The 12,311-nt window shown below is 48.8% G+C and carries 12 protein-coding genes; 9 read left to right on the top strand and 3 right to left on the bottom strand.

Annotation, left to right across the window (positions count from 1 at the left end; all coding sequences use genetic code 11):
- Nucleotides 1-3: 3 nt before the first annotated feature.
- Nucleotides 4-969, top strand: coding sequence for a LacI family DNA-binding transcriptional regulator (locus NNL21_RS01185; protein WP_204815575.1), 966 nt, complete (start codon nucleotides 4-6; stop codon nucleotides 967-969).
- A 173-nt stretch (nucleotides 970-1,142) separates the two neighbouring features.
- On the opposite strand, the gene NNL21_RS01180 is transcribed toward NNL21_RS01185, so the two are convergent.
- Nucleotides 1,143-1,550 carry a LysM peptidoglycan-binding domain-containing protein gene (locus NNL21_RS01180; protein ID WP_204815574.1) on the bottom strand — a complete coding sequence of 136 codons (408 nt, stop codon included), beginning with the start codon at nucleotides 1,548-1,550 and terminating at the stop codon, nucleotides 1,143-1,145.
- 174 nt (nucleotides 1,551-1,724) lie between these two features.
- Between NNL21_RS01180 and NNL21_RS01175 the strand changes: the two genes are divergently transcribed.
- From NNL21_RS01175 to NNL21_RS01145, 7 genes are all read left to right on the top strand, one after another.
- The gene (locus tag NNL21_RS01175) at nucleotides 1,725-2,177 is read left to right on the top strand and encodes a VOC family protein (RefSeq protein WP_204815573.1); all 453 of its coding nucleotides are present in this window, start codon (nucleotides 1,725-1,727) and stop codon (nucleotides 2,175-2,177) included.
- Nucleotides 2,174-2,968, top strand: a complete 795-nt coding sequence (locus tag NNL21_RS01170) for a DNA alkylation repair protein (protein WP_204815572.1) — start codon at nucleotides 2,174-2,176, stop codon at nucleotides 2,966-2,968. The genes NNL21_RS01175 and NNL21_RS01170 overlap by 4 nt, the downstream gene beginning before the upstream one ends.
- Nucleotides 2,969-3,003: 35 nt before the next feature.
- Nucleotides 3,004-3,588, top strand: coding sequence for a TetR/AcrR family transcriptional regulator (locus NNL21_RS01165; protein WP_204815571.1), 585 nt, complete (start codon nucleotides 3,004-3,006; stop codon nucleotides 3,586-3,588).
- 225 nt (nucleotides 3,589-3,813) lie between these two features.
- Nucleotides 3,814-5,838, top strand: a complete 2,025-nt coding sequence (locus NNL21_RS01160) for a hypothetical protein (protein WP_204815570.1) — start codon at nucleotides 3,814-3,816, stop codon at nucleotides 5,836-5,838.
- Nucleotides 5,839-6,010: 172 nt separating this feature from the next.
- Nucleotides 6,011-6,160, top strand: a complete 150-nt coding sequence (locus NNL21_RS01155; protein WP_204815569.1) for a hypothetical protein — start codon at nucleotides 6,011-6,013, stop codon at nucleotides 6,158-6,160.
- A gap of 133 nt (nucleotides 6,161-6,293) precedes the next feature.
- Nucleotides 6,294-7,220, top strand: a complete 927-nt coding sequence (gene pyrF / locus NNL21_RS01150) for an orotidine-5'-phosphate decarboxylase (RefSeq protein ID WP_204815568.1) — start codon at nucleotides 6,294-6,296, stop codon at nucleotides 7,218-7,220.
- 11 nt (nucleotides 7,221-7,231) lie between these two features.
- Nucleotides 7,232-8,452 carry an amidohydrolase family protein gene (locus tag NNL21_RS01145; protein ID WP_204815567.1) on the top strand — a complete coding sequence of 407 codons (1,221 nt, stop codon included), beginning with the start codon at nucleotides 7,232-7,234 and terminating at the stop codon, nucleotides 8,450-8,452.
- A 73-nt stretch (nucleotides 8,453-8,525) separates the two neighbouring features.
- Here the strand turns inward: NNL21_RS01145 and NNL21_RS01140 are convergent, their stop codons facing one another.
- Nucleotides 8,526-9,605 (bottom strand): DmpA family aminopeptidase, encoded by a 1,080-nt coding sequence (locus tag NNL21_RS01140; protein ID WP_204815566.1) that lies wholly within the window; start codon nucleotides 9,603-9,605, stop codon nucleotides 8,526-8,528.
- Nucleotides 9,606-9,895: 290 nt separating this feature from the next.
- Complete coding sequence (locus tag NNL21_RS01135; RefSeq protein ID WP_204815565.1) at nucleotides 9,896-11,107, bottom strand: MFS transporter; 1,212 nt, start codon at nucleotides 11,105-11,107, stop codon at nucleotides 9,896-9,898.
- Between the two features lie 144 nt (nucleotides 11,108-11,251).
- On the opposite strand from NNL21_RS01135, the gene NNL21_RS01130 reads away from it, so the two are divergent.
- The gene (locus NNL21_RS01130) at nucleotides 11,252-12,001 is read left to right on the top strand and encodes a MerR family transcriptional regulator (protein WP_204815564.1); all 750 of its coding nucleotides are present in this window, start codon (nucleotides 11,252-11,254) and stop codon (nucleotides 11,999-12,001) included.
- Nucleotides 12,002-12,311 lie beyond the last annotated feature (310 nt).

Below are 12,311 nucleotides of genomic sequence, written 5' to 3'. Positions count from 1 at the left end.
GCTGTGGTAAGCATCAAAGACATTGCCAAGCACGCGGGGGTATCCATTTCAACCGTGTCTTACGCGTTGAACGGAAGTCCGAAGGTAACGGAAGAAACAACGAAGAAGATACTGGCAGTTGCCAAAGAGCTCAACTACGTGCCGAATGCGGCTGCCAGAACGTTAAAGAAACGGGAGACCAAGATCATTGGAGCCTTCCTGACCTCCTTCGAAGGGGCTTTCTACGGCGATCTCCTGCAAGGGATGAAAGAAGAGATGAGCAAACGGGGATATGATCTGGTCATCTGCAGCGGGACGAAGTCCCACCGGATGCTGCCGGAAGGATTCCTGGACGGTGCAATCGTGCTGGACCGGATGTTCACGGATGAGGAGCTGCTTCTCTACGCGAACCGTGGCCATAAGCTGGTCGTGCTGGACCGTGAGCTCAGACATTCCAATATCGTTCAAGTGCTGCTGGACAACAAGGCAGGGGCGACTTTTGCAATAGAGTATCTGCTGCGGATGGGCCATAAGAAGCTGTATGTCGTGACCGGACCGAAAGGCTCTTTCGACTCTGGGCAGCGGCTGCAGGCTGCGCGCCAGACGGTAGAGCGCAACGGGCCGCTCTGGTATGCCGAGATTCCCGGTAACTTCAACAAGGCAAGCGGCGCAGCCGCAGCGCAGCGTATCATGGACGAGTATGACGGTCCTGCCGCCGTATTCTGCCTAAACGACGAGATGGCTATCGGCATGTACAACGCGCTGAAGGATACGCCGTACCGGATCGGCGAGCATATCCACGTGATCGGCTTCGACCATATCGAAATCTCCGATTATTTGCAGCCGCGTCTAGCCTCTATTGATTATTCCGAGAGTAGATGGGGCGCGGTCGCCGCCGAGCAGCTGATTAAGCTGATTGAAGGTGTTGGCGCAGAACATGAGCGTATCTATGTATCGCTTGTTGAAGGCGAATCGGTGAAGCAGAGATAAATCGCATACCGGAATGAATAGGGCTGTCCCGAAAAGTCATGATTGACTAGGGACAGCCCTATTCGGCTTTGTCCTGCCATCATTGCCCGGAAAGCTTAAGTCAGTTCCCGAAGAACAAAAAACAACGCCCTATAAGCATTATGCCGATGTGGCTGCTTACAGGGCGTTCGTTATTATTGCTGCTTCCCTTGGCTCATCATTTGTTGACCTTGCTGCATTGCAGCCGGCATCTCCGAATAGGTTTTTTGGCACATCATGTTGGAAATGCGGGGCACGTATACAGTTTCTCCAGCAGTCAATTGATTCGGGTTGGCCAGGTGCGGGTTCGCCTCTTCCAGAATGGAATGAGGCATGTTGTATCTGTGACCTACCGATGCTAACGTTTCACCTGGCTGCGCTTGGTGCTGGGCGAACAGCATGTCGTTCGAATTGCCGTCCCGGAAGAAAGGAAAGAAGAACGGGGAGAAGAAAAAGAACGGAAACAAGAACCGACTAGGGAAGAAGGGATGGGGAAAGGGACGGAAGAAGGGACGCCCGAATCCGCCGCCAAAGCCACCACCAGGAAAAAAACCGCGATCCATAAGATAACCTCCATTTATTTCGTAGTCATTTGTCTATATAGAGTATTGCCTAGGAGGTTGTTTGGTTACAGCTATGTGTAGAATGGGCTCATTCGTAAGTATTCACTTCCATATTTACATACATACTGTATGTATGATAAGATTAGTGTATCTTAATTAGAGGGGAACATTACTATGCAAATAACAAGTTTCTACCCTGTCATCCTGACGGAGAAGGTCGCTCGGAGTGCTGAATTCTACACGGCCTACTTCGGATTTGAAACGGTATATGAAGCGGACTGGTACGTCAGTCTCCGAACGTCAAACGGTAAGACTCCCTATGAATTAGCGCTCTTGGACGCTTCGCATCCTACGGTGCCCGCTGTTTATCGCAGACCGGTTCAAGGCTTGATTCTCAATTTCGAAGTAGAGAATGTGGATTTGGAATATAAGAGGCTTATTCTGGATAAAGGGCTTCCTCTGCAGCTGGATATCCGAGATGAAGCGTTTGGACAGCGGCATTTCATAACCAGCGATCCAAACGGTGTGCTGCTTGATATTATCCAGATCATCCCGCCATCAGAAGCAGAGAGTGCCCAGTATGTCGAGAAGATATGGTTGAATGATGAGGATGGCGACCAAGGATGAGTGCTGCAGCTTTAAAGCTTTATTTTGGGAGAGAGCTTGCTGATCGTTTATCAAGACTGATCCGCCCCCACTTTCCAGAATTTCCAGCGGAAGTGTTCATTGATTCTGTGACCGAGCAGGTAGGGTCCCTTGAACTAAAGGGAAGAGTCGCAGTCATTGCCGATGAATTAAGAAAAGCTTTGCCCGCTGATTATCCGGTGGCTTTGAACATTCTATTACCTATCCTTGGACCGGAGAATGAGACCGAGGAGGGGATGTTCAACAATGGATATTTTCTAATGCCCATAGCCTATTTCGTTGAAAAGTATGGATTATCTCACTTCGAGCTCTCCATGCATGCCATGTATGAGATCACCAAGAGGCATACCTCTGAATATGCAATTCGTCCTTATCTCGAGCTTCATCTGGAAGATACTTTCGAACGATTAAGTCACTGGTCCCGTGATGCTAACCTTCATGTCCGCCGTCTGGTCAGCGAGGGAACCCGGCCTCGTCTGCCTTGGGCGAGACGAATCCATGCTATCCATGGAGATCCCGCTAACAATCTTGTTTTGCTCGAACCCCTATGGAATGATCCTTCCTTCTATGTGAGAAAATCAGTGGCGAACCATTTGAATGATTTGAAGAAGGATTATAAGGGAATTACATTAGAGTGGCTTCATGAGCATTGTGATCGTGGAGGCAAGCATAGCTCATGGATGGTCCGTCACTCATTGCGATCGTTGATAAAATCCGAAGATCATGAGGCAATTGCCTTATTGGAGAAACATCGAGGACAGTCAGATTCTTAGAAAGTACGAGTTAGAGATAGGAGAACGTGTTGCTTATGAAAAGAAATAAAGAAGAAACTCATGAGACCATTCATAAGCTCATCGAGGTTGCCAGAGATTATTTTACCAAGCACGGATATGCGGACTCTGTTTTGGAGGATATTGCCCAAGAAGCCGAGCTGACGCGCGGGGCCCTTTATCATCATTTTAAGAGCAAGAAGGGTCTGTTTCATGTTGTACTGGAATCGGTGCAGAAGGAAATTGCAGAGCGGGTTGAGTCGGAAGCATCGAAAAGCGAGGATCTCTGGGAGCAGCTGCTGCTGGGATGTCTTGCTTTCGTCGCTGCCGCGGTTGAACCTCGCAACAGGCGAATCATGCTCGTTGACGGCCCGGCCGTGCTGGGGTGGGAGACGTGGCGAACGATGGACGAGCATAACTCCATGCGCTTGCTGCGAGGACAGCTGCAAATCATGGAGCAGCATGGTTGCCTGAAGTGCGTATCGATTGATGCCATGACGCATTGTCTGTCCGGCGCAATGAATGAATCGGCGCTCTGGATCGCCCAAATGCCGGATTACGGGCACGCACTCGAGGAAAGTAAGAGCATCATTACAACGATGCTGAACGGATTTAAGAGCTAGGAACTTGCATATAAAGCGAGATGAAGACCGGACAAGCGCTTCCATTGATCCGGTCTTCGACGTATCTATCGCCTATGAAAAAAGGCAGTAGCATATTATATAGAAAATTACCGGATCCTATCGTATACTGATTTACAAAAGATAGGAAGATTCATTCTTATCTCATGTAAGCCATCATGCTCGACAAGCGTAAAGGCCAATTCAGTTTGAGACGGGGGAAGGTATATGAGTGTCAAACGTTATGAGAAGTGGATTTGGATTGAATTAATCGGATTCGAGAATCAGGATCGTGATTACGGTGTCGGGGCTTATTTGGAGACGGTCGGCTATATCCCAGATGCCGTATCACTCCTGCTGTTTACCCCGGATTTCATACACGCTCATAACGGTATGTCGGAGGAGCATATACTGCCGCCAGAGGTGTGCTCCTATAATGCGCGCCCTTACGGTAAGCACCGCAATCGTCAGATATGGACCAATTTTCAACTGAAGGGACTTGTCGAGCAGCTGCAGAAGCACGGGATCGAGGTATACTGTGCCTTTTTCGATTTGTTTCACGTCCATAATCCGGAATTGCCAAGGCCATCGGAATGGTGCGGTGCGCATCCGGAGCTCTATGAGATGCGGATGTCGGGCGACGCGTTCGGCGTCATTAATCCACTGAAACGATTCAAGGACGGCAGCTATTATGAGGACTTGTTCATTCACGACTTAATGACTGTCATGAGAGATTACCGTTTCGATGGATATCATGGTGCTGATGGTTACTCCAGTTCACGGCTCAGCATTGCCGAGATCGATTATTCCGACGATATGGTGGAGCAATTCGTCCGATTCATCGGTGATGATTTATCACAGGAAATCACAATGAATTGTGATCAAGATAAGCTGGCCATGAAACAGCGCGGAGAGTGGATATGGAAGCATAGACGCATAGAATGGATACGCTTCCATGCTGCGCGGTGGGCAAGCTTATGGCAGAAAATTATGATTGCCATTAAAAACGAGGGGAAGAAAGCGGTCGCGAATTCGACATGGACCCGCGATCCCTTCGAAGCGCTGTACCGATATGGCGTAGACTACAGACAGCTTGCTGCAACAGGAATCGATGGGTTTGTCGTGGAATCCGTGGCGGCGTCCTTGTCTTCTGGTGCGGATGGTATGGAATACGAGCCGATCACCGAGTTTATGGCTATGTTAGCGAGTATGAAGGCTTATATGCCGGAAACCCGGTTAATTTGCTTGAATGCGATCCAGGACACGAACGAGCAGTGGGATACGATCAATCACGCGCCAACGGTGCTCGAACGCGATATCTATACGTTCTCCAACCTGTATGTACAGGTTGAAGGGAAGCTAAAGCGCAGCTCGGCAGGATTCATGGCCTGTCTGGGAGACGGTATCAGCCGTGATGGCTGGAAGTGGCTGTCGGATCGGTGGGAATTAGGCTTCGACGGAAATCCGGAGCGAATCGTTGGCGTAAGCCTCGTATGGTCGGATGAAGCGCTGCAGAACTCGTTAGAGGACTTTATGTTGACGCGTAATTGGCCGGTTCATCGGCTCATGGATCAATGGCTGCAGAAGGGGGCGCCTCTCCATTCGTTCGTGAACATTAGTGATCTGGAGCAAGCGAACGGCGCTATTGTAGTGGCGAATCTTCATCAATTGCCGGATGACGAGTTTGAACGTGCAGCCGGGTATCGGAATGGTCCTTCCATTCTAATTGGGCAGATGACCGAACGACTTGCCCGGCTAACAGCCGCTGCCGGATTGAACCTTGTCTGCGAACCCGATCAATATTTCTGCGTAACGCGTGATGCGATGGGTGTAACCCAAGATGTGTTTCTGATGGAGCAAGCGGACATCGAAGGCGAACTGCAGCATATAGATTCGATCAACGACGCGATCTCTTGGGTGAAACAGCTGTATTTCACATCGATGAGTGACGATTTCCTAAGCAGATGCGTGGAGACTATGGAACGCGCTGCAGGAGCGCCAGTTGTAGTCAAGAATCAGGAATTCATTCGAATGACCGTGTTAGAAATGAAACCCGGCACGTGGCGGATTCTTATTCATAATGTCTTTCATAAGTATAAGTTTGCCCGTATCGATGTAGGCCGGCCGATAGCCTCCATAAACGTATTGACCGATTTTCCCGGGGTGCCCGTCTTCCCGGATGGTTCCGAATTCGGCTTGTACGTTCCCGGACGCGGGATGGTGATAGTAGAACTTGAATTGAATGAAGAATAGAATGCATAATTACTTGGTAATACTTTACATTTCATACTGATCTAGTATAGTTAGGGTAGGCATGCATGCTTGAAGGATAATAGGACGCTTTATCACATTCGTGATAGCGTCCTTTCTTATTGTAGTAGGAGAATTCATCACAATCGGACATGAACTAAAGGAGAGGGATATCATGGAAACGATGATATTTGTAGCTTTAGTAATTCTAGGCATCATCAGTATCGATATAAGGTTAAAGAAGCATGTGGAACACGATGCAAAAATCATTGAAAGGCTGGACGTCCTGATTCAATTAATTAAGGATAAGGAAAAGAAGGAATAGCAATAAAACTGAATCCGCGGCAGTTATCTCTTACCGTATTGGAATACACCAATCAGTGAACGTTCGGAAGTAATGCGCGATTCCTCCCCATCATGTTAATATAAGGGAATGACGGTTCAAGGGGTGATTATGTATGAACAGCAATTTTGCAGATAGACTAATAGAGGAAGGGACGAGGAAGAATAGTGTTCTCGTTGTCGGCCTGGACCCGGATATCCGTTATTTCCCGGATTTTATACTGGAGGGCATTGATTCATCGTCTGACGAAAGCATTGCGGAAGCGATCTATGCGTGTAATACAATCATCATCGATGCTGTGGCGGATCATGTTATTGCTGTTAAACCTCAACTCGCCTACTACGAGGTATACGGCAGCTATGGCATACAAGCATTGGAAAAAACGATTCGTTATGCACGCTCCAAGGGTCTAATCGTCATCAACGATGCCAAAAGAGGGGACATCGGCTCAACCTCTGCTGCGTACGCACGAGCGTTCTTGGGGAATGGGGCGATGTCGGGCGATATGGTCACGGTTAATCCGTTCTTAGGCAGCGATGGCTACATGCCCTTCATTGAGGCGGCTCAAGAGAATCATAAGGGGCTGTTTCTGTTATTGAAGACATCCAACCCATCTTCCTATGAAATACAAGATCTCAAATTGGAGAATGGAGATCTGTTGTACTACAAGCTGGCGGAGGAAATTGAGAAATTGGCCAGTCAAACGGTTGGTGTCCATGATTATTCCTTTATCGGTGCGGTTGTCGGAGCGACTTATCCGGCTGAGGCCAAGCAAATACGAACCAAATTGCCACATTCCATCTTTCTTGTTCCCGGGTTCGGGATTCAAGGCGGACAACCTGAAGACTTACGAGAATTCTTCGATGACAATGGGCATGGGGCTGTTATATCGTCCTCACGGGGGGTAATTTACTCGTATATGAACCGCACAACGGAATGGAAGAAGATAACATTGCCAGAGATGATCAGCTGTATAACCGAAGCGGCATCCACAGCTAAGGATCAAATTAATGTCGTTCGATTCAACAACGTACCAATCTGAGGAGGGTGAAGATGTCCAATAGCTGGCTTACTAATGTTCGGCTTGAGAAGGGTTATATCTATGAGGATGGCGAGATAACAGGGACCGAGACGGATATCTACCACATACGTATTCAAGATGGAGTGATAGCTGAAATCGTTCCTTCCGATCAGGTGCAGCTTGACGATGAGCTATTGAAGGTTGATTCGAAGGAATGGCTGATGCTGCCTTCATTCAAGGAAATGCACATTCATATTGATAAGACATATTATGGCGGTCCTTGGAAAGCGGTAAGACGAACAGGAGGTATCTTTGGCCGGATCGCTGAGGAAAGAGAGCTGTTACCCAAGCTTCTGCCAACTGCGCAGCACCGGGCGGAGGGAATATTAGCGACGCTGCTTGCATTTGGATCCACGCATGTACGGACGCACTGTAACATTGATCCGGTCATTGGTTTATCCAACCTGGAAGCAACGATGCGAGCCTTGGAGCATTATTCAGACAAGCTTTCCTATGAAGTGGTGGCGTTTCCTCAGCATGGACTTCTCCGGTCCAATGTCGCTCCTCTCGTTAGAGAAGCAATGAAGCAAGGCGCGACATTCGTTGGCGGTGTAGATCCGGCTACTGTGGATGAGAACATAGAAAAGTCGCTGCAGACGATCATGGAAATTGCAGTCGAAGCCAATGCAGGAGTCGACATCCACATTCATGATCAAGGTGAAGCGGGGATATCGACGATGAAACGGCTTGCAGACTTGACCGAAGAAGCGGGATGGCATGGCCGGGTCACGGTTAGTCATGCTTTTGGATTCGCTGGAATTGCTGCGGGCTCCGCATCTGAGCTTGCCGCGCGATTTGCCGAGCTCGGGATATCGATTGCTTCATCCGTACCTATTGGCGGCCGCAGTATGCCGATTCCTCTGCTTCATGAGCAAGGGGTTACGGTTGAGCTTGGAACGGATAGTCTGACCGATCACTGGTCACCTTTCGGCAACGGGGATAATCTCGAGAAAGTCGGGCGCTTGGCAGAGCTATATGGCTACAGTGACGAGCGGTCCTTATCGCAAGCATTAGGCTTTATTACAGGAGGAGTAACGCCTTTAAACCGTGAAGGGGAGCAGGTCTGGCCGAGAATCGGCGATACCGCTCATGTCGTATTCGTGGAAGCGAGCTGTTCAGCGGAGGCAGTAGCAAGAAGATCGCCACGAATGGCTACCTTATTTCATGGGAACGTGGTTTCCGGATACATATAAAAGGTTTCTAAGATAAGGGCAATCCGGACGGTACTGCGATTTCGCAGATGTCCAGATTGCCCTATTGTTATGCCTATCGAAGGAAGGAAAGGACCTCGTCAACCGGAAGGGCTTGTGCCGTTCTCCCGCTCTGACCATGGGTTGTTTCGGCCATGAAGAGGGAGTTGCCGATCGCTTCTTCTGTTGCTTCCGTGACCGCCCGGAAGCATTGGGAGATGAGCTCTCCATCCTCACGAATGACTTTCATGGAATGAAAGTCAGCCTCCGGTGAATGTGGAATCAGGTTGCCATTGCTGAAGGCGATGACGATATCGCCGCTTCCGTGATGAGCGATGGAGCCGGTACGGGAAAGACCCATTCCCGCACGCTTGGCGATTCTCTTTAATTGCCGGGCATCTACCGGCAGGTCTGTTGCAATAACGATGATGATGGAGCCGTCGTCCTTCTTACGTTCCTTAGTGTTGTGTACAAGCTGCTGGCCTACGGGTTGTCCGATGAGGGCCAGATCTTCCGAATGACCGAAATTAGTCAGAACGAGCACGCCGATGTGATACGGATTGCCATCAGCGTAAACTAGGCGGGATGAGGTACCGATGCCGCCTTTCCAGCCATAGCATACCATACCGGTTCCCGCACCGACGGCACCCTCGGCAGCAGGCATACCGGCAGCTTGCAGAGCAAGACGAATGGCTTCCTCAGCATGTTCTGGCCGAACATGAAGCCCTCGCATATCGTTCAGATGTCGATCATTGCATTCTCCGGTTACGACATTTAGCGAGCCCGCTTGATCACCAATCTCGTTATCCAGACTCATCATATATTTCAACGTTCCTTCCGTAACGGCCGGAACGCTGAATGTATTGGTGAGCATCACCGGCGATTCCAGAACGCCAAGCTCGTCCACTTGGACGAGGCCGGTTGTTTTGCCGAAACCGTTGATTACATAGGAGGCGGCAACCGCCTTTCTCCGAAACCAATCCCCTTGATGTGGGAGTATGGCGGTCACGCCCGTTCGCACGGAGGTGCCGGGAGAATCGGAATGCAAGGTGACGTGACCGACGGATACGCCCGGAACATCCGTGATGCTGTTAAGTTTCCCCGTCGGAAGCTGTCCGACAGACAATCCATAGTCTCGCATGCGTTTCTTGTTCATACCGATCATTCTCCCATTTCGTATATTTGGCAGGGAACGGGGACTTCTGTTCTATTGATCCCGTTCCATGCTGACACCTTGCAGGGACCCTAGCAGTCCCGGCTCGTAGCACTTGACAGAGCCCCGCTTCTCACATCCAGTCCTACACATAGACTTGCTTACCGGACGAGGCGATGGCAGCTCTTTATTTTCATAGATATCGTACAACATATGCGCTTGATAATACACGATTATTATATAAGTGGAGCGTAGAATCGTTAACGATAGCCCCGATCTGGATCGCGGCATCGTTAGATCGGTTTCAAGCCTTTTCGAAGCGGAAGCAGCATAAGTAATCCTGCAAGAAAGCAGAGTCCGGCGAGCTCATATACGACGGTTAGAGATAGAGCGGTTTTTAACACGCCCGCTAAGCTCATCGTGAGGAGCATCGCCCCCGTCATGAGTGGTGTGCGAATCCCCGTAACACGGCCGATATATTCTTGACTGGTGTGCTGCAGGACGAGTGCGTTGTTCCCTATAAAGATGGCCGGCTGTTGGAGAGCAATAAGGAATTGTGCAGCCATCGTTATCCATAGCTGGGCGGATAGCCCGGTTAAGATGATTCCGGCTCCATCAACAAGCAGCCCAATGATTAATAATCGGTGTGGGGCGATCTTTGCAGCCAGCACGAACGTCAGGATGCCTCCGATGATTTCACCCGAACCGTAGGGAATGGTGATCCATTGCAAATCATGAGCAGGCAGCCGAAGTTGTTCGGTTATGATGAAAATGCTTAGCGGTGATATTAATCCGACTCCTAGACCCACAAGGATAAAACAAAGACTTAGAAATAGAAGCTCCTTGCTTGAGAGAACATAACGAATGCCGTCTGTCATTTCGCGCAGCAAGGAGGACCGTTCATGTGCCTGGTTCGGAAGATCATCATCATCGGCTGGTACAGCAAGCATGGCAAGAGCGGATAACAGAAACGATACACCCGTCAGCAATATTGCAAGCTCAATGCCTAATTGCTGATATACGAGCGTTCCAAGTAGGGGTCCTATGATGATGAAGACGGAGAGTAACGTCTGCAATAATGACATGCGAGTTGAAGCATCCTCATCGCGTACATGCTTCTTGAACAATTTCATTCCGGAAGGCTGAGCAAACTGCGATAGAATAGAGGAACACAGGGTAGCGAAGAAAACAGCTTCCCAGGATCCTGTGGCGAGTACTAGAAAGACAATTAAAACCGACAATGAACTTAAACATTCACACCAAACAATCGTTCGTTTGGGCCGCCACCGATCCGCGAATACACCGCCGACGAAAGAGAAGATAAAGATGGGTGCGTACTCAGCAACTGAAATCATGGTGACGCTCAATGCATCTCCACTTGTCATTTCCATCACAAACAAGAGAACGGCGAAATTGCGGACCCAAATTCCAATTTGAGCAAATAAGTTGGAAATCAGAACGGCTTGTATAAATCTGTTTCGAAGCAGCTGAATGGAACTCGACATGATTGGTTTCCTCCTCGTAATCACTTCGGACACATCTTATGTCCTCCTGTAAGGGGAGAGTCAAACGCTATTTTTACACCGCCATGTCTTGACTCTCCTCTAAGGGGAGCCTTTACACTGCATACAGAAGGGAGAGATTAAGACATGCTCTACACGGTAAAGGAAGTATCGTCATTAACGAATGTCACGATCAAAACTCTGCATCATTATCATAAGGTGGGTCTTCTGTTACCTTGTAAGATTAGTGAGGCCGGCTACCGGTTGTACGGGACGCGCGAGCTGGAACGGCTGCAGCAAATTCTATTCTATCGAGAATTGGATTTCACCCTGGAGCAAATAAAACATTTACTCGAAGGGGAACCGGAGCGGTTAACGATTCTGTCGCAGCAGGAAGAGCTTCTTCTTATCCGCAAAGAACGGTTGGAAACCATTCTTCTAACTTTAGGGAAGTCCATGGCTAGCATGGAGAGAGGAGAACCAATGAATCATAAGGACATGTTCAAAGGCTTTGAAGGCGAGGATGAATGGAGGGATGCACTACGTGAGCAAAATCAATATTTGAAGCAAACGTATGAGATGGACGAGTTCGAGGTTGCGCAAGCTGATGTGCCGGAACTAAATGAACAAGCGGCGGAAGCCGCGGCATTCATGAAGGAGATGGCCCATTCGCTTGATGAGGGCATCAAGCACAGCCACGAGAAAGTTAGACATCTGATCCGCAGCCATCTTGAATTTTTGAACGAGCATGGACACACGATATCAGCTGTGGATTTTGCAGCGCAAACGCGTTTCTTCCTAAACGATGATTTCCATCGCCAGATGCTCGAAAGTCAGCAAACCGGCTTAGCATACTTTCTTACAGCGGCAGCGGAGGCATTCGCAGCGGAGGAATAGGATCATTTTCCAGAGGATTTCGTTGTGATGAAGGAGTTGAGCAGGCGTTGATACACAGCAGAGGAGCCGCCCAAGAAGCGGCTTTTTTTATGCCATATTGAGATTTTGATTAATCGAAAGTAATCGCAAGTTAAAGGAAAGACTTAATTTCTTTTATAGACCAACAACGAAAGTTAAAACGAAAATATATATTTACAATCGCAACTATAATTGTTATTATTCATATAAACACAAGGGATGTTTTTGTGTAACGAAAGTAAATCTTTCGAAAACTTGAAAGCGTTTTCGTTATGCAGAGTCCTTGTTTGTA

This window comes from Paenibacillus mendelii (assembly GCF_024498075.1).
Lineage (GTDB): Bacteria > Bacillota > Bacilli > Paenibacillales > Paenibacillaceae > Paenibacillus_Z > Paenibacillus_Z mendelii.
The sequence above is the reverse complement of the archived record's forward strand: the minus strand, read 5'-3'. Positions and strand labels throughout refer to the sequence as shown.